Origin of the sequence: Natronomonas halophila (assembly GCF_013391085.1) — an archaeon.
In the GTDB taxonomy this organism is placed as follows: Archaea; Halobacteriota; Halobacteria; order Halobacteriales; family Haloarculaceae; genus Natronomonas; species Natronomonas halophila.
Window position 1 is genome coordinate 1,937,711 of the sequence record NZ_CP058334.1, and the last position, 25,784, is coordinate 1,963,494.

24 protein-coding genes are annotated in these 25,784 nt (G+C 56.3%); 9 read left to right on the plus strand and 15 right to left on the minus strand.

Annotated features, from left to right (window positions below; all coding sequences use genetic code 11):
• Positions 1-41: 41 nt before the first annotated feature.
• From HWV23_RS10450 to HWV23_RS10470, 6 genes are read left to right on the plus strand one after another with little or no spacing between them, the layout of a single operon-like run.
• Complete coding sequence (locus tag HWV23_RS10450; protein WP_178290348.1) at positions 42-1,106, plus strand: PstS family phosphate ABC transporter substrate-binding protein; 1,065 nt, start codon at positions 42-44, stop codon at positions 1,104-1,106.
• Positions 1,107-1,141: 35 nt separating this feature from the next.
• Entirely contained in the window at positions 1,142-2,251 is a 1,110-nt protein-coding gene (gene pstC / locus HWV23_RS10455) for a phosphate ABC transporter permease subunit PstC (RefSeq protein ID WP_178290349.1), read from the plus strand.
• A complete protein-coding gene (pstA, locus tag HWV23_RS10460; protein ID WP_178290350.1) occupies positions 2,248-3,801 on the plus strand; it encodes a phosphate ABC transporter permease PstA in 1,554 nt (517 codons plus the stop codon). Before pstC ends, pstA begins: the two co-directional genes overlap by 4 nt.
• Complete coding sequence (gene pstB, locus HWV23_RS10465) at positions 3,794-4,717, plus strand: phosphate ABC transporter ATP-binding protein PstB (RefSeq protein WP_178290351.1); 924 nt, start codon at positions 3,794-3,796, stop codon at positions 4,715-4,717. The genes pstA and pstB overlap by 8 nt, the downstream gene beginning before the upstream one ends.
• A 2-nt stretch (positions 4,718-4,719) precedes the next feature.
• Entirely contained in the window at positions 4,720-4,851 is a 132-nt protein-coding gene (locus tag HWV23_RS17200) for a hypothetical protein (protein WP_281362653.1), read from the plus strand.
• A 2-nt stretch (positions 4,852-4,853) separates the two neighbouring features.
• A complete protein-coding gene (locus tag HWV23_RS10470) occupies positions 4,854-5,852 on the plus strand; it encodes a phosphate signaling complex PhoU family protein (RefSeq protein WP_246282674.1) in 999 nt (332 codons plus the stop codon).
• 77 nt (positions 5,853-5,929) lie between these two features.
• Here HWV23_RS10470 and HWV23_RS10475 read toward each other — a convergent pair whose 3' ends face one another.
• The 13 genes from HWV23_RS10475 to HWV23_RS10530 all read right to left on the minus strand — a co-directional run bounded on the left by HWV23_RS10475 (position 5,930) and on the right by HWV23_RS10530 (position 19,129).
• Entirely contained in the window at positions 5,930-6,736 is an 807-nt protein-coding gene (locus HWV23_RS10475; RefSeq protein ID WP_178290352.1) for an aldo/keto reductase, read from the minus strand.
• 121 nt (positions 6,737-6,857) lie between these two features.
• On the minus strand, positions 6,858-8,942 hold the full coding sequence (locus HWV23_RS10480; RefSeq protein ID WP_178290353.1) for a VirB4 family type IV secretion system protein: 2,085 nt from the start codon (positions 8,940-8,942) through the stop codon (positions 6,858-6,860).
• Positions 8,939-10,033 carry a TraC-like domain-containing protein gene (locus tag HWV23_RS10485; RefSeq protein WP_178290354.1) on the minus strand — a complete coding sequence of 365 codons (1,095 nt, stop codon included), beginning with the start codon at positions 10,031-10,033 and terminating at the stop codon, positions 8,939-8,941. The genes HWV23_RS10480 and HWV23_RS10485 overlap by 4 nt, the downstream gene beginning before the upstream one ends.
• 3 nt (positions 10,034-10,036) lie before the next feature.
• Positions 10,037-11,146: a TrbL/VirB6 family protein gene (locus HWV23_RS10490; RefSeq protein WP_178290355.1), complete on the minus strand. Its 1,110-nt coding sequence runs from the start codon at positions 11,144-11,146 to the stop codon at positions 10,037-10,039.
• A 2-nt stretch (positions 11,147-11,148) separates the two neighbouring features.
• Complete coding sequence (locus HWV23_RS10495) at positions 11,149-11,931, minus strand: hypothetical protein (protein WP_178290356.1); 783 nt, start codon at positions 11,929-11,931, stop codon at positions 11,149-11,151.
• Positions 11,931-13,673: a DUF8186 domain-containing protein gene (locus HWV23_RS10500; RefSeq protein WP_484549433.1), complete on the minus strand. Its 1,743-nt coding sequence runs from the start codon at positions 13,671-13,673 to the stop codon at positions 11,931-11,933. Before HWV23_RS10500 ends, HWV23_RS10495 begins: the two co-directional genes overlap by 1 nt.
• A gap of 4 nt (positions 13,674-13,677) precedes the next feature.
• Positions 13,678-14,094 carry a DUF7985 family protein gene (locus HWV23_RS10505; RefSeq protein ID WP_425487427.1) on the minus strand — a complete coding sequence of 139 codons (417 nt, stop codon included), beginning with the start codon at positions 14,092-14,094 and terminating at the stop codon, positions 13,678-13,680.
• 82 nt (positions 14,095-14,176) lie between these two features.
• Positions 14,177-14,581, minus strand: coding sequence for a DUF8112 family protein (locus HWV23_RS17325; protein WP_484549434.1), 405 nt, complete (start codon positions 14,579-14,581; stop codon positions 14,177-14,179).
• Positions 14,509-15,000, minus strand: coding sequence for a DUF8118 domain-containing protein (locus tag HWV23_RS17080; protein WP_211693221.1), 492 nt, complete (start codon positions 14,998-15,000; stop codon positions 14,509-14,511). The genes HWV23_RS17325 and HWV23_RS17080 overlap by 73 nt, the downstream gene beginning before the upstream one ends.
• Positions 15,001-15,488: 488 nt before the next feature.
• Positions 15,489-15,878, minus strand: a complete 390-nt coding sequence (locus tag HWV23_RS10515) for an acyl-CoA thioesterase (protein WP_178290357.1) — start codon at positions 15,876-15,878, stop codon at positions 15,489-15,491.
• Positions 15,879-16,320: 442 nt separating this feature from the next.
• Positions 16,321-17,613: a TRAP transporter large permease gene (locus tag HWV23_RS10520; RefSeq protein ID WP_178290358.1), complete on the minus strand. Its 1,293-nt coding sequence runs from the start codon at positions 17,611-17,613 to the stop codon at positions 16,321-16,323.
• Positions 17,606-18,115 carry a TRAP transporter small permease gene (locus HWV23_RS10525; protein WP_178290359.1) on the minus strand — a complete coding sequence of 170 codons (510 nt, stop codon included), beginning with the start codon at positions 18,113-18,115 and terminating at the stop codon, positions 17,606-17,608. Before HWV23_RS10525 ends, HWV23_RS10520 begins: the two co-directional genes overlap by 8 nt.
• 3 nt (positions 18,116-18,118) lie before the next feature.
• Positions 18,119-19,129, minus strand: a complete 1,011-nt coding sequence (locus HWV23_RS10530) for a TRAP transporter substrate-binding protein (RefSeq protein ID WP_178290360.1) — start codon at positions 19,127-19,129, stop codon at positions 18,119-18,121.
• A gap of 372 nt (positions 19,130-19,501) precedes the next feature.
• Between HWV23_RS10530 and HWV23_RS10535 the strand changes: the two genes are divergently transcribed.
• Entirely contained in the window at positions 19,502-21,046 is a 1,545-nt protein-coding gene (locus HWV23_RS10535) for a class I adenylate-forming enzyme family protein (protein ID WP_178290361.1), read from the plus strand.
• Between the two features lie 73 nt (positions 21,047-21,119).
• Positions 21,120-22,697, plus strand: a complete 1,578-nt coding sequence (locus HWV23_RS10540; protein ID WP_211693224.1) for a class I adenylate-forming enzyme family protein — start codon at positions 21,120-21,122, stop codon at positions 22,695-22,697.
• Between the two features lie 60 nt (positions 22,698-22,757).
• Here the strand turns inward: HWV23_RS10540 and HWV23_RS10545 are convergent, their stop codons facing one another.
• Positions 22,758-23,705 carry a dihydrodipicolinate synthase family protein gene (locus HWV23_RS10545; protein WP_178290363.1) on the minus strand — a complete coding sequence of 316 codons (948 nt, stop codon included), beginning with the start codon at positions 23,703-23,705 and terminating at the stop codon, positions 22,758-22,760.
• Between the two features lie 209 nt (positions 23,706-23,914).
• The gene (locus tag HWV23_RS10550; RefSeq protein ID WP_178290364.1) at positions 23,915-24,442 is read right to left on the minus strand and encodes a hypothetical protein; all 528 of its coding nucleotides are present in this window, start codon (positions 24,440-24,442) and stop codon (positions 23,915-23,917) included.
• A 99-nt stretch (positions 24,443-24,541) separates the two neighbouring features.
• Between HWV23_RS10550 and HWV23_RS10555 the strand changes: the two genes are divergently transcribed.
• Positions 24,542-25,750 carry an iron-containing alcohol dehydrogenase gene (locus HWV23_RS10555; RefSeq protein WP_178290365.1) on the plus strand — a complete coding sequence of 403 codons (1,209 nt, stop codon included), beginning with the start codon at positions 24,542-24,544 and terminating at the stop codon, positions 25,748-25,750.
• Positions 25,751-25,784: the final 34 nt, after the last annotated feature.

A 25,784-nucleotide genomic window follows, 5' to 3' on the forward strand; every position in this document is an offset into this window, starting at 1 on the left:
ATTATAAACCGGTTTAGTAACCCTCGGGGACCAATCAGGTGATGACGCAGGAGAACTCGCGTCTCGACGGGGTATCGCGGCGACAGGTGATTCTCGGTACCGGTGCGGTCGGGGCGGCCTCGATGGCCGGCTGTCTCGGCAACGTCACCGGGAGCAACGAGGGGGGTTCAGAGCCGCTTACCGCCGACGGCTCCTCGACGGTCTATCCCATCACGAGTCGAGCGGGCTCGCTGTGGAACGGTAACGCGCCCGCGGACGACAAGGAGTACTGGGGCCCCGGACAGTACGATATTGACACCGACAAGAACATGGCCGACTACTGGGCCGGCCTCTACGGCTTCGAACCCAGCGGCGAGGAGGGCACGCCGCCGTTCTTCGTCAGCGTCGGCCTCAACCACACCGGCGTCGGCCTCGAAAAACTCGAACGCGGACAGGTCGACATCGGCGACGCCAGCGCGCCGGTCAGCGCGGAGTTCCCCGACCGGCCGGCATCCGAACTCGAACCCTTCACGGACCACGTCGTCGCCATCGACGCCCAGCCCATCATCGTCAGTTCCGAACTGTACGAAGCGGGGGTCACCGAACTGACCCTCGCGGACGTTCAGGACATCTATCGCGGCAACGTCGAAAACTGGTCGGAACTCGGCGGGCCGGACAAGGAGATTCAGGCCGTCGGCCGCGCGGTCGGCTCCGGGACCGACACCTCGTTCCGCGCGAACGTCCTCGGCGACCCCGACGCCGAGATGCCCGGCGTCGACACCCGGAAGGGCCAAAACCAGCAGGTCAAGACGCTCGTCGACAACTCCGACAACGCTATCGCCTACATCGCCCTGGCGTTCGTCGACGACGCGACGCCCGCCATCGACCTCGAAATCGACGGCCAACTCTACGAGTATCCCGACGACTTCGGGACGCTCGATTACCCGCTGTCGCGGGCGCTGCACTGCTATACGTGGGAAGGAACCTCCGACAAGGAGGCGGCCTTTATCCGGATGATTCTCAGCGACTACGGCCAGCAGATGTTCGTCGAAACCAACGACTACCTGCCGCTGAACGACGACCGCCGGCAGGAGGAAATCGACAAACTGCCCGAGCCGTCGAACTGAGCCGCTGACTGCGAATATTTTACGAGACTCACTCCATGCTCGGCTCTTCATCCCTCGAAGCGATTCCGCGACTCGACCGTCGGACCGACCTCTCCCGGGAGGCCGCGGCGATGCTCGCCGTGCTGTCGGTCAGTCTGCTCGGAACGTTCGTCCTGTTCCTGCTGAACGACCTGCTGGCCGTGGTGCCGCTCGTCGCGTTCCTCGCGGCGGTCGGCTACGGATGGGTCACCCAGCAGGACGTGACCGCCCGCGTGCTGTCGCTTATCGCCACCGCCTCGACGATAGCGATTCTCGGCCTCATCACGGTGTTCATCTTCTATCGGGCGGTGCCCGCCTTCCGGCTGATGGGCGCCCGCCTGTTCGGCTTCACCGACCCCGTGACGGTCTTGGGCGTCTCGCTGCCGGCCGTCGAGACGTTCTGGAGCACCGGGTCGAACACCTACTCGCTGGTGCCGATGATCTGGGGCACGCTCGTGACCACCGCCATCGCGATGGTCATCGCGGGGCCGCTCGGTATCGCGGGGGCGCTCTTTCTCGCTGAAATCGCGCCGCCGATGGTCCGGGAGGTGGTCAAGCCGGGCGTGGAGATTCTGGCCGGCATTCCCTCCATCGTCTACGGCTATCTCGGCTTCGTGACGCTGAACACCTTCCTCTTCGAGCACCTGCGGATGTCGAACCTCGGGAGCCTCTTTCTGGTCGGCCTGGTTATCGGGCTGATGGCGCTGCCGACGGTCGTTTCGGTCGCCGACGACGCGCTCACGAGCGTGCCGGCCAGCATGCGTGACGGGTCGGCCGCGATGGGCGCAACCGAGTGGCAGACGACGAAGAGCATCACGCTCCCGGCGGCGCTGTCGGGCGTTTCCGCCGCCGTACTGCTCGGCATCGGCCGGGCCATCGGCGAGACGATGGCCGCGACGGTCATCATCGGCCACAGCCAGCAACTCCCGCAACCGCTGGCCGACGTCTTCGCGAGCACCGAGACGCTGACGAGCCTCATCGCCAGCCAGTACGGCAACGCCGACGGTGGCCACATGAGCGCGCTGTTCGCGGCCGGTGTCGTCCTCTTCGTCACCGTGCTGGTGTTGAGCATCGGCGCCCGACGCGTCGAACTTCGGATGGAGCGGAAACTCGGGGGTGAGCCATGAGCGGTGAGTACGCCTCGACGCTCGTCACCGACGAGGCGACGCTCGGCGAGCGTGTCGCCTCGACGACGATTGGCCTCGGCCTCCTCGTGTTCGTGCTGTCGGTGCTGGCGGTCGCTCGCGTGGTGACCGAGGAGGCGTCGGTCCTCGGTATCGGCCTCTACGATTTCCTCGCTGGCGGCCTGCTGGCGATGGGTCTCGGCGTCGGCGTCGTCGGCGTCGGGTCGGCACTCGGGCGGGTCGCAACGACGCCCGACGAGACGCCGGGCACGGTCACCGCGGGCGCATTCGGCCTTATCGCGGCCGCCGTCGTCTGGCTGTCGACCGCCCAAATCGGCGCTTTCGGCCCCCTTGGAGGCGTCCCCGCTGGCCTCCTCGCGGGCGCCGTCACGTTCGTCGGCCTCGGGTTGCTGCCGGAGGATCTCGGGTCGACGCTGCCGACGGTTGCGGTTGCGGTCGCGGTCTCTGGGGCCGTGCTGACGAACCTCCTCACGCCCGCGTGGCTGTGGGACCCCGAGTGGCTCTCGGCGGGCTTTTCGGGGTCGATGACGATTCCGGTGCTGCTTGCGGTCGCCGCGCTCCTGACGGCGTGGGCCGGCGCGAAAGCCTACGGCGGCTACGGCAGCGAGGGCCGACAGGCCGGCGCGTACCTGCTGGTCGCGCTGAACGCGCTCGGGATGTTGGCCGTGCTGTTGGCCATCATCCTCTTTATCGTCACGAAGGGCGTCGCCCCGGCCTTCGAGGGGTTCTCGCTGTCCCCCTTCGATTGGCCGTTCGTCCTGAACGGCTACTCGTTCCGGCCGGACGTGGTCAACGGGGTGTTCCCGGCCATCGTCGGCACGATATACCTCGTGGTCGGGGCGACGCTAACGGGCGTCCCCGTCGCCGTCGCCGCCGCCGTGTTCCTCACCGAATACGCCGAACAGGGGCCGTTCGTCGGCGCCGTGGAAATCGCCACGAACGGCCTCTGGAGTACGCCCTCGGTAGTGTACGGCCTGTTCGGCTACGCCTTCCTCGTGCCGCGACTCGGCGGCACCACCTCGCTGCTGTCGGGGATGCTCGTTCTCGGGTTCATGCTGATGCCGCTGTGTCTCATCACCTCACGGGAGGCCATCAAGGCCGTTCCCGACGAATACCGCGACGCCAGCGCCGCCCTCGGCGTCTCCCAGTGGGAGACCGTCAAAAGCGTCGTCGTCCCCGCGGCGATGCCCGGCATCGTCACGGGCGTTATTCTGGGCGTCGGCCGCATCGCCGGCGAGACGGCGCCCATCCTGCTGGTGATGTCCGGCGGCCTGCGCGACGACGCCCCGAACGTTCTCGGGTCCTTCGAGTTCACCTCGGCGCCGCCCTTCGTCGCCAACGACGCGCTGTTGCAGAGTTCACCGGCCCTCCCGTATCAACTGTACGCGACCATCACCTCGGGCGTCTCCGCGGAGAACGCCGTCGAGTACGGCTGGGGCACCGCCTTCGTGCTGCTGGTGGTCGTGCTGTCGTTCTACGCGGTCGGCATCGCCACGCGGATGTACTTCAGACGGAGACTCAACTATGAGTAACACCACACCATTGGAGACGGAACGGACCGATGGACGCGACGACCCCGACGCTGTGCGCGCAACGACGGTCGGCGAGTCCGAGGAAACGATTCGGCCCGCCTGGCGCCAGTACGACTTCGAGGGCGACCCGAAGATGTCGGTTCGAAACCTCGACGTCCACTACGGCGACGACCACGCGCTGAAGGACATCAGCATGGAGATTCCCGAGGAGAGCGTCACCGCGCTCATCGGGCCATCCGGCTGCGGGAAGTCGACGTTCCTCCGGTGTCTGAACCGGATGAACGACCGGATTCGCGCCGCCGACGTCGACGGCGAGGTGACCTACGACGGCGAAGACATCTATCAGGGTGGCGTCAACCTCGTCGAACTCCGCAAGCGCGTCGGGATGGTGTTTCAGGCGCCGAACCCCTTCCCGAAGTCGATTCGGGAGAACGTCTCCTACGGGCCGCGCAAACACGGCGAGGTCCGGACCGGCTTCTTCGACCGCCTGACCGGCCGCGACGACCGCGAACAGCGGGACCGAATCGTCGAGGAGTCCCTCCGGAAGGCGGCGCTGTGGGACGAGGTCAACGACCGCCTCGACGAGAACGCCCTCAGCCTCTCGGGCGGCCAACAACAGCGGCTCTGTATCGCCCGCTGTCTCGCGGTCGACCCCGAGGTCATCCTGATGGACGAACCGGCGTCGGCGCTGGACCCCATCGCGACTGCGAAAATCGAGGACCTCATCGAGGAGCTATCCGAGGAGTACACGGTCGTCGTCGTCACCCACAACATGCAGCAGGCCGCCCGCATCTCCGACCAGACGGCCGTCTTCCTCACCGGCGGCGAACTCGTCGAGTACGGCGACACCGACCGCATCTTCGAGAACCCGAACAGCGACCGCGTCGAGGATTACATCACCGGGAAGTTCGGCTAACCATGTCCCGAGCAGACTACCAGCGACAACTCGACGCCCTCCGCGCCGACGTCGTCGAGATGAGCGACCACGCCGTCGACGGCTGTGCGCGCATCGTCTACATGACCGACCACGACGCGGGGTCGCTCTACTGACGATGAACTCGATATCCGATTCCGACCCGGTGAAACGGAAGGTGCAGTTGGCCGGCGGCTCGACGTTTACCCTCTCCATCCCGAAGGAGTGGGCGACACAGCGTGATATCTCGCCCGGCACGGGCCTGCTCATCTATCCCTTCGACGACCGCCTCGTCGTCGCGCCGGCCGAGCGCAACGACGGCGGCCGGACGACGGTCATCGACGCCGACAGCCTCGACGAGGAACTACTCGCGTGGCGGATGCGAGCCGCCTACGTTTCGGGTGCCGACGCCATCGAGGTGCGCTCGAAGACGGGGCTGTCGACCGCCCAGCGTCGCCTCGCATCGAGCATCGTCACCGACCTCGTCGGGATGGAAATCGCCGAGGAATCAGAGACCGAACTCCGCATTCGGAGCCTGCTGAACGCCGCCGAAGTTTCGCTGGAACGCACCATCGAACAGCTCCGCAATCTCGCGTTGCCGATGCATCGGGACGCCATCGAGGCGGTCCGGACCGACGACGCGGAGTTCGCCGCACAGGTCGCCGCCCGCGATGACGACGTCGACCGGCTGTTCGCGCTCGTCAGCCGGCAGTTCCATCGCGTCCTCACCGACGTCCGGGAGATGGAGCACCTCGAACCCGGCCATCTGCGGGCGTTCGCCCAGTTCCGTATCGCCCGCCAACTCGAACGCGTCGCCGACCACGCCGAACGCATCGCAGCGGTAACCGACCGCCAGCCGGCGGGGCCGCCGACGGAGGTCGCCGACCGTCTGGCGGGGTTCGGCGCGGACGCACGGCGGGTCGTTACGACCGCCCTCGACGGCGACGCCGCGCGGGCGCTGGGGCAGCGAGCCGACGTACTCGATGCGGCGGATACCTTCGACCGCGAACTCCACGACAGCCGCACCGAATCGACGTATCTCTACGGGCGCATCGTCGAACGCGTCCGCCGGACCGCAGAACACGGCGGCAACGTCGCCGAAGTCGTCGCGCTCCTCGATGCGACCGATAACCGATAGGCGCTCCCTTTTCCTGCAGCCGTCGCTGTAGGAGCGGCCGAACTGGTCGTACCGTTCCGGTTACCGACGCGGGTCGCCTACCGGTTCCACGGCGCTTCTTCGAAATCGACGTACCGTTTCTCGCGGTCGATGGCGTCGATTCGCTCGATGTCGGCGTCGGTCAGGTCCACGTCGAGGGCGCCGATGTTCTCCTCGATGTGGTCGGCGGATGCGGATTTCGGAATCGCGGCGACCGAGTCCTTCGAGAGCAGCCACGCCAACGCGACCTGTGCGGGCGTCGCGCCGTGGCTCTCTGCGATGTCGACCAGTTCCGGAACCTCGGTGACGTTGCCTTTCGCCATCGGCGTGTAGGCGACCAGCTGGTGGCCATGCTCGCGGGCCAGTGCACGGAGTCGGCCCTGCTGGAGCAGGGGGTGGCACTCGACCTGATGGGCGAACAGCGGCGCATCGAGCGTTTCGATAGCCGCCTCCAGCAGTTCGGGCGTGAAGTTCGACAGGCCGACGTTTCGAATCAGGCCACGCTCGTAGAGGTCGTCGAACGCCGACAGCGTCTCCCGTCGGTCGTAGGCCCGAATCGGCCAATGGACGTACAGCAAATCGAGCGTCGTTACGCCCAGGCGTTCCCGGCTGGCTTCGGCGTGGTCGATAACGTCGTCGTACGAGAGGTTGTCCGGGCTGATTTTCGTGGCCAGAAAGACGTCCTCGCGGTCGACGTCGGACCGCCGGATGCCTTCGCCGACGGCCCGTTCGTTCTCGTAGCCTTCGGCGGTATCGACGTGCCGGTAGCCGCAGTCCAGCGCCGTCGCGACGCTTTCCGCACAGACCTCCGGGTCGGTGTTCTCGTAGGTTCCGATGCCGATGTCGGGGAGTTCCTCGACGACCATACCCCGTATGGAGGCGGCGGTCCCTTGGGTGTTCGTCCTCCAACTGACTGAGCTGTAGAATTTTCTTGCATACGGGTCACCCGTTGACCCGTTGAAAAACCAAACCGGCAGAGGGCCTGGATTAATCGTCATCCGCGATAGCGGATGAATCTGCTTCTGTACCAGTAGCGAGATCTGGTGGCGTTTCGTTTTCGATGACAGCCATCTCTCGGGGGAGTGCTCTGATTTTGATTCCACGCCATTCCCCGTCGACGCCGAGGAGTGCTTGCGAGTAGCCTTTCTCCTTGTCACCCGGAACCGCGTTCTGAACGAACCGCATTTGGGCGTGATTCAAATCGAAGATCTCCGCGATATCCGGGTCCATCCCGTCGAGTTTGTGGAACTGCTTGATGGCACACTGGTCAAGGATGATTTTTGAGATATCGTGTGCGAGGAACTCATCGACAGTCTGTGTGACCAGTCGAATCGACAAGTCGTGGTGGCGATGGTGTCTGAAGATGGTCTCTAGATACTCCAGGGTCTCGGCGTCTTTCATGAGGTACCGCGCCTCGTCGATAATAAACACGACCTCCTTTTCTGTCTCCTTGGCACGCTCATAGACCAGTGAAATGAGCAACTCCATCAACAGGCTCGTGTGTCCACCGATAGACCCACCCTGCTGAGTCAGGTCCAGATACAACACCTTCTCGTCTCGGATGTCGAATTCGCTCTCTCGACCGAGGTTCTCGAACTGCCCGCCTTCAGCGAAGGGACGCAACTGATCGAGCAGCCAGACGGCATCCGATCGGATCTTCTCGCCTTCGGCCTCTACTCGCACGACATACTCATCGGGGTCTTCGCTCATTTCTTCGAGAATATCCAGCATCTCCTGTACCGTCGGACTCTCGCGGCTGTGCGTCGAGACGTCTTCCGTGATTCCCTTCCGGTCGTAGGCTTCGTCGATGGCGAGTTCTAGCGTTGTGCGTCGATCGCCGAGGTCCACATCGCGGAGCGCGAAGTAGTTCGTGAAGAAACTCACCGCCCGGTTTCGCTTTTCTTTTAGAGGGCTCGCATCATCGCCACGTTCGGCACGGCGGTGTTCCGGGGTCGGTTTGATTTCTAACGGGTTGAGACCCAGCGTTCCGCCGACGGTCAACTGTCGGCCGCCGAGCGCATCGACGACCCCATTCCAGTTGTTGAGCGGCTCGAGAACGACCCCAATCCGATCCGGATCACGCTCTAGCGTACGGATGAAGTTCTGTTTCGAACCGAAGGACTTCCCCGAACCAGGATCCCCAACCGTGAACATCGCATAGCCGTCCTCGCGCTCGAAGGGGTCGATAACGACGGGGCTTCGGGTGTCCTTGTGGATACCGAATTCGACGCCACCGTCCTCGAGAATCGTTGCGTTATGCGGTGACGCAAGCAACGCACCGACGGCGCCGCCGAGCGCAACGGCATCCCGTTCCAGCCCGCTCGGACCGACCGGAGCGGCCGACCGGAGCGCCTTGTCCTGCGTACAAATCGCCGTCTTCGGTTCCAGTCCAGCCGGTTGCTCACGGAGCGTCGCTCTGACTTTCTTGACGGCCTGCTGGAGTTCGTCCCGTGTGTCCGCCCGCACCGTAATGACGAGTTCCTGGTCGAAGACCTGCTGGCCGTTCTCGACGGCCTTGTAGGTCGCGACGGCGTCGTTGGCTTTCTCCTGTAGATAGGCACCCCTGACCGATTTTTCGAGGTCGGCATCAGCCTGTAAGTCGTCGGCCACCCGTTGCAGTTCGTCGCGAGCACGGCCTTGGTTTTTTGGCACGATGCGAGACGTCACGTCGAACTCGATATCGGTCAACTCGAAGAGCTTGCTCAGATAGCCATCCTTCGGAGCGTCGGGATATTCTGCGACGTACAGAGTGGTCGTCCATTGTTCACCGACCTTCGCGGCTCTGGTATCCCACTGAACCGCCGCTGGTGCTACCGTATCCTGATGCTGTTCGGCGATCGAATCCAACAGATCACGTTCGATATCGGCCGCTTCCAACGTTTCCTCGTCGAGGTGGGAGGAGAGTGGTGTCTCTTCGCGAGTTCGCTCGCGCCACCACGAAACGAGATTCGCGATCACGATGAGTGCGAGCACGCTGCTGACACCGTATACCAGTATTCCCTCACTCGAAACGACAGGCGGTAGCGAATCGAGTCGACTGATCGCGTCTGTAATAACCTCGCTTGGTGTCATCGGTCGTCCTCCCGCGGACTCCGACTCACAGCCGGTTCGGTACGGATGAGCTGCTCGGCGTGGTCTTCGCTGAGTTCCTCACCGTTCCAGAATTCGGTCAGTAGAAGGAATATCTCGACTGTCGTGAGGCGTCGGTCGGTCCACCCGGAGACGTTGTCGATGAACTCCGAGCGGACCGTCTCGATTCGATCATCGAGCTTTTCGAACATTGCAGCCCGCAACTCGGATTCTTCGAGTTGCTCTCGCCGGGTGACGAACGGGTTGAACAGAAAACCGATAATCGGGAACTTCGTGAGTTTCTCGCCCGGCGTTTGCTCGGCTCCGTATCGCTTGTAGACCTCAATGCGATCGACCTCGACGCCGAGATAGTAGTGCAACTCTTGAGCGTCTGCGAGGTCGTCGGGCCGTTTGTCTTGGTATTCCTCGATCAACTCGCCGAAGACCGGATTGGCTTGGACGTCCTCGTCTTCAAGTCGATCATCGAGTTGTTTGACGAGCCGTTCGACCGGAAACGAGCGGGTCGTCGCATACATCGTCAGTGGGAAGCCCAACTCGTTGTTCGCGAACTCCTCGCCCGCTCGCTGGACGGCGGCCCAGTCATCTGACATGGCGAAATCCATGTTCGCCGGTTCGAGTTCGATGAACGCCTCCATCGTCCCATCCGTCCGCTCGATGGCGTTCGCACCCGGCCATGCCCGCCTGACGTTCGTCAGGTCCTGTGTGGATTCATCGACGCTGAACGGCGTGTACTGAACCAGACCGCCCTCGGTGGTCGGGTTGGTATCCGCCGTGCGATAGCTGTGGGTCACCCGTGGACGCTTTGTGACATAGCGTAGAACGTCGGTCAACCAGTCCCACGCGGTGAGTTGCGGTGGTGCTGCATAGACCAGTGCCGTACCGATGGTCAGCCCTGTGAAGAGGAGACCGATGGTAACGATACCGATGTTCAGCAAACTGCCGATGAGTAGGCCAGCTAACGGAAATCCAAGCAAGACGCCGACATCTCCTTCCCGAATGTTGATGACCGGGATGCGATTGTCTTCACCGAGACGGTTCATGATGCGCCGTTGTGCTCTGTCGTAGTCAGTCATTGATCAGTAGTAGGCCGGATCGTTTTCTTTTCGCCGATACTCCGAACGACCTCCAGAGTCCGCCTCGTCGGATGAATCCGAGGCAGGTTGATCTCCCGTTCGTCGGGCGACTCTGTATCGGTTCGATACCGCCACGCTTGCGCCGGCTGTTGGTCCCCAACGGCCGGCAGCAGCAGCGGCTCTCGGACCACCGATCGCAGCCGCTCCAGCGACGGTTCCCAACAGCACTGTTCCTCGACTCGCTGTTCCCAGCACTCGGGCTGCCAGCGGGCTCGCATATTGGAACGTCTTCCAGGTGACGAATAACGCGATAATCGGTAGCGAGATTACGACGAGATACTCGAAGAACGACCCTGAAACGGCCAGTTTTGACTCGCCAGTAAACAGGAACGCATAGCCGCGGAACAGAAGCGCAGCCGGCAATGGGAGAATCGCGAGCGGGATAAACTGGGCACAGATTCGTCGGGCGATTCCCGAAAGGACAGGAACGTTTCCGTAGGAAATCGCAAGCCCAACTGGCATCCCGTAGAGGTACACGTACAGTAGGACGTCTCGAATGAAAAACAGCGCCTGTACAGCGAGCATCGAGAGGCCGCCAACCATCGCCATGAGAAGCGTGACTACGGGTGTATCAACCGCGTGTGGAAGCATCGCGATGAGTGCCTCCGCTACCTGCGTGATATTCGGGAGCAACCCGATTGTAAGCCCGTGAACGAAGTACAACGTCATCACCGCGAGCCAATACCAGGTGACAATGAGGAATGCACCTGTCCACGACGACCGCCGAGCCTTTCGCTGTTCGTAGGCGCTTCCCATGTTGAATATCCGGATAAAATGCCGTCCTTGGACACAGAGAAAGAGAATAACGAGTCCGAAAATCATCATCTCTCCCGCCACGGTTGCCTCATAGATGCCGTGCCAGAGACCGTCTGATTTTGGGGGCTTGCTGAAGACTTTAGCAGTGCCATCACCCTCCGGGAGAGGTGTGGCGAAGAGCGAGGCACCCAGATCGCGAAGTCCCCCCACTAATTCCTCTGAAAACCATTCTGTGACTCTTTTGACGATGTCCTCGAACCATTTCAGACCAAAATCTGAGAACGGTGTTTCGGCCATTTTCATCCCCTCTCGATGATTTCTGGTCTACAGGCGTCGTATTCATCCGCACTTGGGTATTCAACCAGAAACTGCTGTTCGATATTGGGATAATTAGTTCCAGTTATAGTGATGAGACACTCTCCCTCTTGTCTCTCTTCTTTGCAATCCGTTCCCTCACCTTCGAACGAAAACGGAAGTGTACTACTGAAGATTGTATCCGCAGAATCTGGGTTTAGGATAATTCGGTCGCGTTCCCCTTGTCCGGTTGTATCGTCGAAAATACCACTTTCAGAGTTATGTAACGCTGTAGGATTCGGAACATCGCCGCTGAACTCTAACTGCTGAATGGCTGTAGGACCAGTACCCGTATTACGTAGTTCGACAAAACATTCTACATCTGCTGTTTTTCCAAGTGAGTCTGGCATTCGATCTGGGTGATTCTCCCCTATACCGATATCGACGATTTCCAGATTGGGATGTATGTCAAGAGATGTCGTCGCGCTTCGTTCACCGCTCTCGACTAGGGCAATCTCGTATTCGCCCGGAGTGTAATCTACACCCAACTCGAAGGTGAGCTGAGTCTCCCCGGATGTTCGGTCTGCTTCAGCGAATAACTCACCGTCCGGATTTGTAATTGCGATATTGCCGCTGGTATCGTCGGCAAGTTTGACGACAAGTTCGGTATTGTCTACAGTGACATTCTCGAATAATTCTCCTCCCGTCGATGTACTCTCAGAGCAGCCAGCAAGCGCTGCTGCTCCGGCGATACTACACAACACGTTGCGTCGAGTTCGCTCTCTCATTAGAATCGCCTCCAGTGGAGCAACGTTCCGAGTTGTCGACCAGCGTACAGTGCGACCGCGAAGGGGAGCAGGACCATTCCCAACCGCCACAACAGCCTTGTCCAGCCGTAAATCGTGGTCAGTGGATGCCATCGAACGATATCGGTATCGCTCGCATACGGTGGATAGGCGCTGAGCCACGATTCCGGCTCGTATCGAGCCGTATACGTGCCGGGTTGGGTGATGAAAACCGTCGCTTTGCCTGTTCCATTCGTTTTCACGCGCTGGTCCGCGATCTGGATGTAGCCTTCCTGTTCAAGTGTGCCAACTGGCGACCGACGATTGTTATCCTGCAATACAATCGGATTGCCAGTTTTGGCGGCCTCCAATTTCAGCAGCACCGTAACTCCGGATTCGTTTCGCTTGACGATGGAGGCCGAGAGGCTGCTCTCCCGAATCTTCCGCGGACTAGTTGGAGATTCGAGGATCGTTGCTTGCGTGCCGTAGACGATGCCGTGAACTGTCAGCGCATCCGGGTTGACATGGCGTGATTCAACAGCCATGCCGTACGTCGGTTCGTACGTCGAGTTGATGACCGCTACCGAGACGTTCTCCGGGATCGACTCGGCGGGCGATTCGTAGGATCGGCCCCACGTTTCGATAATCGTTGGACCACCGTACTCCGGCTTGGCCCGTGGCCCGAGTTCTGACGGATACGCGTGAACGTAGACGGGCAACGCATCCGATTCGATCGGCTTGGATTCTTTCGCCGTTGAACGCATAAGGACGTCCCAGCGCGTGTCTCTGGCGTTGAAGAATCGCCAAACGCCTCTGACTCGGTGACTCCCGTTCTCGGTTAGGGAATAGCCCTGCCATGGCTCGGTCTGATAAATCGAGACGCCCATCTTTCCATCCGGATACTCCGAGAAATGCGCCGTCGCACGCAGATCATAGACGTCGACGGGGATTTCGTCGGTGACCGTCACGGAGTCGTTGACGAGTACCGTCTTGTCGATGTCGATCGTCTCGGTCCCGTTGCCGAGTGATCGGTTGACTTCTCGCGAGGCATCAACGCTTTTCCGGAGGGTCGTATTGATATCGGCTTCCAGCCGCAGCGTCTCGACGTCACCCTCGACGTTGTACCGCAGTTTCGGGTGGTGGTTCCCGTCGGATTCGACGAGTAGTCTGTCGTCTGCGTAGAGGCGCACTTCACTTATCGTGTGATTGGTGAGCTGCCAAGTGACCGATCTGTCTATGCGGTACCTGTCAGGCGGCACGGTGACTCGATAATCGACGGTTCCGAGCACGAGGCCGTCCGGTGCGATATAGAATCGCGTCTCGGACGCATTGAGATACGCCCTTGTCGACGGCGAAACCGCGAACACCGTCGCGTGGGCATCCTTGATGTAGGTCGAACTTTTCGTCGTTGCGTGCGGCGGGTATACTGACGTCTTCCGCCCGCCTGGGGAGTATTCGTCGTGTGCGAACCGCGTCCAGCGTTTCGCCGTCGATGGTGGTCTGGCAAACGTCAAATCTGAGCCGTTGGCGACTTGGTGAATCGTCGTTCGGTTCTCACCGTAGGCTGAACGATACTCCTCGTTCGAAATGTACGTTGAGCCGGGTTGTTTCGCCCACAGCGTCGCTTCTTCGCTTTCGTTCAGGCCACTATCGGTCGATCCGGGACGCGGCGGTCCTGCAGCGGCACTCGTAGCGCCGCTGACCAACAGAAAGATACAGCCGATGATGGCTCCCAGTTGGCGCATATCTTCAGAACGGGATCAGGTTCACACACTCGGCAATCGGGAGGTCCATCGAATTGCCTGCAAGCGTGAACAGGGGTCCGAGAACGGTCAGGACGACACCCGATTTCATCGCCCCTCGCTTGTGTTCCTTCAGAGAGGCCTTTTGCTCGCGGCTGAGGGTGAACATCTCCATCAGCTCGTCGGCCTGCCAAACCACCAGCAGGCCCATGATTCCCAGCCCGGTTGTGAGCTGAACGAACCCTTCGATCATGTCGGTCAGCGTACCGGATTGCTCGTTACAGACTGGGTTACTGCTTTCCGCTGCTGTCGCCGGTTGGGCGGTCAGCAGACTGAATACTACGATCACACTAAACGCGATTAGCGCGATTCGTCTATCCGTCGATAGGGTGGGCGGTTGCTCGGAAGACGACGTTGTATTCATGCTTACTTCAGTTAGCCATTCTACAGGAGGGGATAAAGTACCTAAATTTCAGACTAAATATTGTAATAGTCCGTCGAGTTATTTAATACTCTGAATGCTCGGATGGGTCGACGTACGCCACAGCTGCTGGTTCACCGAGCAAGAGCGTCCCTTGGCACTGTCGGAGCGTTGCTTTGACGACGATTTCGTGAGCGCCGAGCGTGGGATAGGATAGCGGGTTCTGATCACACTCGTTGCAGTAGAGGCGGGCCAGAGAAAGCTCTCGTTCGTCCGTGAAGCGATATGCGTAGCCGATTATTGTCGTCTCCGCGAAGAGATACGCGCCACAGGTCGTACATTGAGGGGCCGTTGAGGCGTCACCGATAGCCAGCCCCGTTAGCGTTCCGACTGCTTCGACTTGAATCGCCCTCGGGATCATTTCTCCGCTGCCTCGCAGCAGTCGTCCAAATCTCGCTTTCGCATCGCTTCGGCGCCACAGCCCCGACATCGGTAGTACTCCTCGCCAGTCCACTCACCGTAGGCGTCGAATTCAGGGATTGGCCCACGAATCTGCCCGGTATTGTTTCTATCTTCGACCTGAGACTCGACGGTTGCACCCCCGTCAGAGGCGACTCGCTTCGGAATCCGACCATCAGGTGTCGGGACGCGCTTCGCGCGGATCTCCATCTCGACGCGGCGTCGGTGTTTGCAGCCGTTCTCGGGCGTGTTTTCACGATAATCCGGGCAGGTGCAGGTTCCATCGACGACATCGACGGTGTAGATGTTTCCGGACTCGGCGTAGACAGTATATTTGCCGCCCGCCTGTTCGAGCGTGACCTGCATCGATTCCGTGTACGCACGTCGTGTCCTCGGTTCGAGGTCATCGATACTGTTCGGTATTGGGGTGAAAGCTTCTCGTCGATCCATAGTTGGGCGAGAGCACTACGTCGCGCGCCCTCGCCCGTCAGGGCGCAAAAACGAGCTATCAAAGGTGATTAGTTGTCATCTCTACCGGGATGTAACGCAGGTCTCAGAAGCCACTATTCCGGTTTGTTCGAGGCAAGGTTCTGTGTTTCTCGTCGATGGCACCCGCTATTGGAAGACACCTGCCGAGTTGATAATCGCGATACCAACATAATAGATGTGTACTTCTGATTATTATCGGATTTTGGAATATTAAGACCGATTAGCAGTCTCTCAAAGCGTTTTAGCAACACGAATATAGCTCAAGTGGTTAATCCGCCTTCACTGGAAATAGCGTTTTGTTAATTCCCATGTTCGTGTTATATGTTCGATTTTACACCCGGTTCCCATGCTAATAGTCTTATGTACATAAGAGATAACAGTTGTCAGTACCAAGATTACGCGCTCTAACATTAATCACGCCTGAAAGTATACTGAATCTGTGGGAACCGCTATTGAAGTGACTCGAATACAGATGTGTATTGATCTGGAATAGTACAGGCCGCGCCCGTTTCAGGTTTAATCGTTACCTGTGTACTTTCTGCAGTCGCCACCGTGTCTGTGCCTGTGTTAATCTCGTAACTAAGTGTGAAACTCTTCTCATTAATGTCGCCCAGATTCAAGTCTACGGAAACGGAGTCGCCCCAACTAATAGGGCCTTGGTAGTCAACTTGGAGAGAAACGACGACCATATCTGGTGACTCAAGGTTCATCCCTAGAACTTCTTCGAAGAATTCGAGGCGTGCAACTTCCATGTACGTAACGAATACTGCATGATTTACGTGGTTCATCCCGTCTAGATCACTATATCGTGGCTCAACTGTCGTTGAGTAGTGTGCCATGTCAAACCAATGTCGGGGAACTGTCTTCAGACTGTCGTTAGATATCCAATTGAGGCCTAAATACTAATTTGAATACTAAATCGAACGTCTTTGATCATCGACGAGGCGATATATTCGCCACTATTTGTTTATTCGACTCGGTGATGTCCCAAGTTGGCATATTTCTAGTCACGCAAATAAATACGTGCCCCGTAGTAGATTGCTGGGTTAGCAGCCCTTAATTCGGATTTACAGAAGGCGTCTGCAATAATACGAAGAGTTGTGTGATTGTTTCGTAGAATCTCTAAGATGCTCGCGGGGTTAGACGAGCACCCGATGGGCCAATGGTTGCCACGCTGCTAATAATTCGACTCGGCGTCGATTGTGAACCCCTACCAATCGGTAGGCGTCTATTCAGTAATAATCTCTTTGGTGATTCAGCAGTTCAAAATATAGAAGTCGGTTAGAAAACCGACGGAAGCCAAGTGGTCAGAGCTGGGAAAGCAACAAGCAGTAGAATCACGATCATGATCGGGACATAGAACGGAGCGACTGCCTTCGTGATCTCTTCAAGGCTCGCGTCTGTAACCTTTTCCAGAACGAATAAGATTACCCCGAAAGGCGGAGTGAGGAGTCCAATCATTAGGGTGAGGATCATGATAATACCAAATTGAACTAGGTCGATACCTACGTTGTCGAGAATTGGCACGAGGATCGGTACAAGGATGGTAATTGCTGCCAGCGTCTCCATGAACATTCCCACGAACAACAACAGGAGAATGATCAAGAGCATGATTCCAATAGGATTGCTGGTGATGGACGTAATCAGGTCCGCTAGCATCATCGGTAACTGAAGTTGGAGTGCGACGGTACCGTACAGCGACGCGGCACCGAGCAAGAATAACAACGAGAACGTCTCGATGGCACTCGCTTGGATCTCCTCATGGAGATCGTTGAATGACATGTCTCCATAGAAAACCCCGAGCAAGAGTGCATATGTAACAGCAACCGCACCTGCTTCGGTCGCAGTAAAGAATCCTGAGAGGATACCACCGATAATCAATACCGGGAGAAATAGCGGCAAGAGGGCTAACTTGAGATTGGCAATCACTTTTGATAAATCAAACTCCTCACGCAGGTCGATACCGTCCCTTCGCATGATGATGAACGTGAACACCATGAGTATTATGCCGAGTAGTAAACCCGGAATCACACCTGCAATAAATAGGTCACCAATCGAGACACCTGCGAGGACACCGTAAATTATGAGCGTTACGCTTGGTGGGATAATCGGACCGATAACGGTTGAAGATCCAGTAACCCCAAGCGCGAGCTTCTTATTGTAGCCACGCTCACGCATCGATTCATACTCGATACGACCTAGCCCAGCAGCGTCAGCCAACGCAAGTCCGGACATCCCCGAAAAAATCATACTCGCTGTGATGTTCACATAAGCTAACCCACCTCGGAACTGGGCGAACAGTGCGTTAGCGAAGTCGAATATTACTTCGGTAAGTCCGATCCGGTTCATGATTCGACCCAGTAAAATGTAGAACGGGAGCGCGAGTAGTGTGAAGCTATTGAGGCTGTAAACCAGTTGTGTGCTGATGAGCGAGTAGTTGAGGCCTCGTCCAAACGGTGAAACCATGATAACAATACTCGTTCCAGCCATTGCGATCGCGACTGGAACACCCATCGCGTACAATAGTAACAGAACACCCAAAAACAAAAAGGTGAGAACCAGTACCTCAATCATCGTCGGTCACATCCCGAGCGGCATCGATTGCGTTCCATCCTTCGAAAACCATCATCAGGACCAATGAGGCCAAGATGAGGGCATAAATAGCTCCAAGCCGCATGAAGGTCACTTCGGCGAATGCACTGTTCCACTCGCTAAACATCGATCCGAATACTCCACGAGTGTAAATTAGGAGTACGGTGATTGTAATCGTCGATGCAGTGGCCTTGAGAGCAAGACGTTTTCGTCCTGTTAGTCGCTTTTCAAAGGTAGACATTTTAATATGTTCGCTGTTTCGTGAGGCGACGGCAGCACCAAGATAGGTTCCGACAATCAACAGGACAGTTGCGACCGGTTCAACAAGATACGTCGGTAGCCCGAGGAATCCAAGATTGAACGTACGCACCAGTACTTGAATGATTGTAATCCCAACGAGCGCTGAAAACAATGCAGAGAGACTGTACAGAAGCACGCGGTCCAATATCGTGTTTGATTTGAAACCGCTATCTGTCGAATCCATCTGTTAGATGCTTTTCACTTCTTCCCAAGTCCCTTTCCAGTTCGTATCAAATTGTTCTTCGATATAAGGACGAGCCGCTTCCCGAAGTCCTTCTCTATCGACATCGCTAATGATCTCCATTCCATTTGATTCCAACTCGTCAAGAGTCTCTTGTTCCGCCTCTTTCCCCTGCTGAGTCGTCTCCTCAGAGGCTTCTTGGGATTTTTCTAGGATGAGTTCCTGATGAGTCTCGTCCAAATTTTGGAAGGAGTTTTCGTTCATCCACAGATTCCGGTTGCCGACGAGGTACTCGACTTCGATAAAGTAATCCTGTACCTCATAGAGACTCATTGAAAGTGCTTGGTTCGCGTCGGAGGTGGTCGCTTCAGCGACACCCGATTCAAGGGAACTGTAAACCTCGTCCGACGGGGTAGTTGTGGTGTTGACACCAATCTCTTCCCAACTATCGATCCAAGTCCCGATAGGTGTCTCACGGAGCTCGAATCCTTGGAAATCTTCTACAGTCTTTACAGGCTCATTTGACGTCATCGAACGCCAACCGACATAGAGTGGGTCACCGAGCACGCGGACATCATGCTCTTGTCGGATATTTTCATAGGAAGATTGGATTAGTTCGCTGTTGTTGACTCGTAGGAGATGTTCGAAGTCATCCATAATGAAAGGACTAGAGTGGAACCATACTTCTGGAGCCCACATTGCAATCGGAAGTGGGCCTGCACCCATCCCTTCGAGACCACCGTTGCTGAGTGTTTGGGTCATCTCTTCCTCTCCCCCGTATGCTCCACCAGGAACGTGGTTAATGGCGAGCTCTCCGTCCGTTTCTGCTTCGACCTTCTCTTTGAGTTTGGCGATGGCGATGTTTTCGAGTGTCCCCTTTTCAAATGTGCTTGCGAACGTCAATTCGGTCCCCGAATCTGACCCGAGGCTACCGAGACATCCCGCAAGGCTGAATCCTGCGCCAACTCCACCGGCTTGCAGTACTTGTCGCCTGCTAACACCGTTGTTAAACGTCATCAACCACCCATTCTAACAAATAGGTATTAAATCTTCCCCTAATTAGCCTCATTGTTAAGCACAGAACTTAATTGGGTTAGTGTTGCTGTACGGCTTCGAGCTTAGAATCCTCTTATATCCTTAGACTATCTACATATCATGGTTTTAAGCTAGCTAATGCTACCGCCTATCGATATTTTCCATGGACACCGGGTTCGTTATAATCTATATATCTACATAGGGTAGCAGGGCTGTTTGATATACGGAATCCCTGTAGTTGGTAGAACTAGGTCGCTATACCAGTTCTATTTTACTTAATATAGTCCATCTATTTGTAGAATTCTTCGGGGGCGGCGGAACGTTTAATACAATTTGATAGAGACAGATTACTCGATGCGTATACACGAGCTTTATCAGTCGGGACTAGAGCGAAATCCAGGGAAAGAGTTCGTTACGTTCCCAAATCACAGTTCATACACATACGAAGCATTTGCTGAACGGATAGCACAGACCGCACATGCGCTAGAATCGATCGGAGTCTCGAAAGGTGATCGTGTAAGCGTATTCCTCCCAAACTGCCCGACGTTCCTTGCGCTATTCTTCGCGACATCGAAGCTTGGAGCAGTCTTGGCACCTGCCAACCCTGAGTACACGGACCGGGAGCTATCACACAGCATCGATCTTTCGAACCCTTCTATATTAATCACGGAAGATGAATTAATCGAGACAGCGTCTGTAGCCGCGGAAGAGAGCAGTGTCGAGGAAGTCCTCACTATCGAAAAAAATGACTCGAACCGATCACTCTCCACGCTGATCGAGGACCAACCGAGGTCATACGATGCGCCAACGTATCCCGATTCAAACATCGCGTTGCACATGTATACCAGTGGTACGACGGGACCACCGAAAGCTGTCGAAATCACGCATTTCAATTACACACACGCTGCCGCTGACTTCGCTAAGAGGATGGGTCTAGCCCCATCAGACCGACTCGGTACGTGTCTCCCTCTCTTTCACGCGAACTCGCAGGTCTATTCGACGCTCGGTGCCTGTGCTGTTGGTGCATCGCTCGTTCTATTCGATCAGTTTTCGACCTCAAGCTGGTGGGAATGGATGCGCGAGCATAACGTCACCGAGTTCAACGCGATGGGGTCGATGTTAAAGATGCTCGACAATGTTGACCCATCGACTGTCAATCCCGATAATCCGGTAGAGAAGGTGTTTTCTGCCGGGACACCACCAGAACTGATCGAACCGTTCGAAGAACGTTTTGGAATCAGGGTTGTCGAAGGGTACTCACTTACCGAAGATGTTCTATTAATCCTGAACCCCACCGAACCCTCACGACGACGGGTGGGTAGTATTGGATTGCCGCCGGCAGAAAAGCGCGTACAGATAGTCGATGACGACGGAAACCAAGTCCCTCGTGGTGAGAAAGGTGAGATTATCATGGATTGTCCGTCAACGATGGCTGGCTACCACGATCAACCTGAGAAGACCGATGAAACCATCAGGGACGGGTGGTTGTACACGGGAGATTATGGGAGGATGGATGAGGACGGATTCCTCTACTTCGTTGACCGAAAGAAGGACGTCGTTCGCCGTTCCGGGGAGAATATCTCTTCGTACGAGGTGGAGGGGGTGATCAAGGCCATGGCCGAGGTTGAGGAAGTGGCAATCATTCCTTCCCCAGACGAGTTTAGAGGCGAAGAGGTCAAGGCCCTCGTCAAACTTGAACCAGGTGCGTCTCTGGATCCAGAAGATATTATTGAGGCCGCCGAAGCAGAACTTGCATCGTTCAAAGTGCCTCGCTATGTCGAATTCGTCGATACCTTCCCCTACACACCGACGGAAAAGATTCAAAAGTCCAAACTTCGTGAACGTGAGCAACGTGGTGAGGTCGATCATTGGGATCGAACGGAGGAACTAGACGGATGACTCATCGTATCATTCCCACTCAACACCGCTGGTTCAAACGAAATTATATGTTGGCGGGGTGTCTCCGATGAGTGTGCCCACACAACCACCGACAATTCAGGAACTTCGAACACATGGTGATACCCTCGTATCTCTCCTCGAACGGAGTGCAGAAACGACTCCCTCGGCCAGCGCCGTCCGATGTGAGGGCAAGACAGTTACATACGGAACTCTCCACAACAGAGCCACTAGCCTTGCGGATGGCTTGCATGAGTACGGGTTAGACGAGGACGACCGTTGCTGTCTCTGCCTTCCGAACGGTATCCCGTTTATCGAAGCTGCGTGGGCCTGTGCCTCCGGTGGCATTGTTGCGTCACCTATCAACCCTTCGTATCAACGTCGTGAAATCGCGTACCAACTTGATCACGCCGATGCAGCTGCTATTATCATTAGTCCCGATAGCGTTGATCACGCACGGGATGCGATTGACGATGTAGATCGAGATGTCGCACTATTTTCGACGGAACAAGACGATGGGGTTGACGCAACGATTGACGAACTAATCGAAGCGGGAGATCATTGTACTGTCGAACGCTCGCCGTCTGACGTAGTGTTCCAACCATATACATCCGGAACAACCGGCGATCCCAAAGGAGTTCTCTTGACTAACCGCAACTTCCGGGTGCAAATTCTTCAGACGGTTGCACGCCGTCTTCGACAAGATGAGCTTGGTGATGCACTTGTCATTCTACCAACCTACCATATCACCGGATTCCTGTTGGCAGTGTCAGCCCTTGCCGCTGGCCAGACGCTCAATCTCTGTCGGCCGGACCAGTGGGATCCCGAAACTGTCCTTGAACTTGTGACCGAGGAGCCAATTGAGGAGTTCGTCGGTGTGGCGACGATGTTCACCGACTTGCTTGATGAGTACGACGAGACGCGCCATGATGTTAGTTCGCTTCAGGCCACTCAACAGGGTGGAACGAAGATACCACCAGAACTGCAGGCATCCTTTGAGGAGACTTTCAACGTCGAAATTATGGAAGGATACGGGATGACCGAGACTACTGCCGCCGTATTGAGTAGCATTGATGCATCCCTCGGCAACCGGAGGGGAGCAGCAGGGCAACCAACAGGGCACACCCGGGTGAAGATCGTTGATGAGGATGGTACTGAACTCCCCGACGGTGAGGCTGGTGAGCTTCTTGTAAAGGGCCCCCAAGTGATGGCCGGTTACTACGAAGATGGGGAAGCGACCGAAGAGGCGTTCACGGAGGATGGATATCTCAAAACAGGCGATCTTGCCTCACGCGACGCCGACAACTATGTCACAATCAAAGGTCGAAAGAAGAACACCATCATCACCGGTGGCTTCAACGTCTATCCAGCTGAGGTCGAGGACACGATTTGTAGCCACCCAGATGTTCGAGATGCTGTTGTCGTCGGCATCCCCGATGAGCGGAAGGGCGAAGTGGTTGCGACGCTCGTCACCCCGAAAGAGGGCAAGATCCTCGATGAGGACGAGATTACATCCTATGTCCTTGACGAACTCGCACCGTACAAGCATCCACGTATCGTTGAGATACGGGAAGAAGCGCCCCGAACAGGGAGTGGCAAGATCAAACGGAGCGTCGTCGAGTCGCAGTTTCGAGAACGGTACGACTCTCGCTGACGTCCACAGAAACCACTCCTGAACCGTCAGGGGTTATTTTTGATGAGTCGTTGCTTTTCCTCAAGCTGTCTGTACGTCGTATCCGAGTTCGTCGAGTTTACGCGCAAGCCGTTCCCGCCGTTTGTCCCCCGGCATGTAAATTGGACTACGCGGTGGGCCAGCAGAGCGCCCGAGTAGATCAAGGGCACACTTGATATTGGCTGGGTAGTCTTGGCCGAAGAGAATTCCGAGTAGGCGTGAGGCTTTGAACTGCAACTCTTTCGCTCGTTCCCACTCACCTGCTCGACAGGCGGCCCAGAGATCGACAATCAGGTCGGGGTCAATATTCGTCGTTACGCACCAAGCAGTATTGAGTCCCGCTAATGAAAACGGGAAGAATGTATTCGCTCCGATTCCGACGTTAAACTGAGAATATTCATCTGTAAGTCGTAGCTTTGCGAGGAGTTCATGCAGATCCGGATTGCTTTCCTTGATGCCGACTACGTTGTCAAGTTCTTCGTCGGCGACGAGTTTGATGAGTGTGGACGGCGTCGTGTTGTTCTTGGTTCTGATTGGATAATTGTAGATGGAAAGACCAGTCTCGATGTCTTGTGCAAGTTCCTTATAGAACCGGCGCAGGTTTTCTTGGTGGTCGTTATAGAGCCAGTAGTAAGGATTCGAACAGATGACGCCGTCAGCGCCGTTCTCTTCGGCGAAGTGTGCCATCCGCTTAGTCTTCTTTAGACTCTCAGCTGTTACGTTGCAGAATACGGGGAGATCTCCACTCTCCTCAATCGTAATCTTCGTCACTCGTTGCCACTCATCGTAAGTCATGCTTGCGAACTCGGCCGTCGTTGCACAGGACATGACACCGTCTACGCCGGCATCAACACCATAAGAGACGAATTCTGGCAACTTATCATATGCTATCTCACCATCGTTGGTCATCGGCGTCACTGGGCAGTGGATCACTCCCCATGGCTTGGTGATTCCCGTCTCTGTTTCTGTGTCTTCGGTTATTTCTATCACGGCACAAGTAGGTCATTCCAACTGGATAAATAGTATTTGGGTACCGGTAACGTCAACCGGGTTGGGTATCGAATAGATAACGCCGACAAACAGCTTTTGAGATTAGAACAGATACTCTTGTTTACAATTACTAACAGCCGTTGAAATGAATTTGGGCTGAACCTAATGGTAGAACACGCGACTATACTCTGCTATGAATCCGAGCTCCCTTAGAGCGAAATACCATCTCCTGTGCGGACGACGCGGTCGTTCATGTCATCCATAACGAGGGCTGCAGGGAATTCCGTCGGGTCATAGAGCTCGTCTGTGTCACCGATGAGATGTTCGATTCGCGGGACTCGTGGCCGTTTGAGTATCCCGATATGAGTGTGATGTTCGTCACCAACTACTTCAACCCGGTTTTCCGCACCTGCCGGTAAATAGATGATTTCACCCGGTCCGCCTTCTATTGATTGGACTTCTCCATTGTTATCCCGATATTCCCAGACGCATCTTCCTTCGAGATTAACGAGTATTTGGTACATTTCGGGACTATGCGAGTGCCACGGAACCACTGCACCCGGATCGCCCTCTGTCCATGTGGTAATGACATCGTTCGTAAGGACTGTTGATCGTATCTCCATCGGCATCTCGTCTTCGCCGACACTGGCTGCTTCAGCGAGGACTGGAGATTCATCTACTGAAATTTTGTGTGGCTGTTGCTGCGGCAACACGCCGTAATTTTTCTTTGTCGGCACAGTTGCCATCTTGCGGGTATAGTAATAAAATTTCCCCCCACTTCAAAGACCAGACGACGGGGAAACACCCAAGAGGATGGTTTCCGTGTATCAGTTTGAATGCAAACCGATACTTTACATCATTGGTACGGGCCATCGCGATTCGTTATTGGCGCAGGATGTGTCGGTGAACTTGAACCGATAGCGAAAGATGCTGAGATATCACATGTCCTGTTAATCACCAGCCAATCGGTAGCGGCCGATTCCGAAATCATCAACCCCATTATTGACGGACTAGGTAGCCTTGACGTCACTGTATTTGATGAGGTAAGTATCAAAAAGGAGCTTGAAACCGTGTTGGCAGCTGTAGACCTCATCGAATCGTCCAGTATCGATGGAATCGTTAGTGTAGGGGGTGGAAGCACCGTCGACGTAGCAAGAGCCGTCAGTGCGGTCGCGGTAACCGACGATGATCCGACAACGCTCTTCGCGGACGTTGGAGATGACGGGGAGATCGAATTCTCGGATATTCCGTCGGCATCACTTCCGGTGATTGCGATTCCGACCACACTCTCCGGCGCAGAAGTAACCTGCGCGGCAGGCATGAATATTGGTGACCCCGATCAAGGCTCCAGAAGAGTTCGAAACGCACCTATGATTAGTCCTGATCTCTGGCCTGAGGCGATCTTTTATGATCCAAAGATCGCAGCAAGAACGCCAGATTCTGTGCTCGGTCCGTCTGCGATGAATGGTCTCGACCATGGTATCGAGATGCTATACTCTAGAAATGGTTCAGCTTTCACCGATGCGACGGCGACTCAAGGCATCCGACTATTCAACGAGTCGATCCCGAATCTGCTCGGCGATAGCCAAAATATTGATACACTCGAGCGGGCGATGACCGGAGTCGCTCTTTCGACACTTGGATTAATCGACCCAACTACGGGAGCGAAGTACTCGGTTATCCACGCATTCGGCCATCAGTTAGCACAACGATATGATGTCCATCAAGGCCAAGTGCATGGTATTGTGGCTCCAACCGTTCTCGACTATATTTTCGATAATATCGAAACCAACCAAGCACAACTGGCAGAGGCCCTCGGGTGTGCGACTAAGAAAGATTCACAAACAGCAATCGTGAATCGTGTCAGAGAGCTTCGGAACGCTCTCTCTCTCCCTTCAGAACTGCGAACGCTTGACGCAATAGAACGAAATGATTTCCCCGAACTTGCGGAGGCCATCAGAAACGATATTGGCATTCAGTTCGGTCCTTCTGGACTCACACCCACTACGGCTGAAATTGAGGGAATATTGGATTCGGCTTGGTAGATTAGATCTTATTGTTCCCAGTAGACAAGTCACT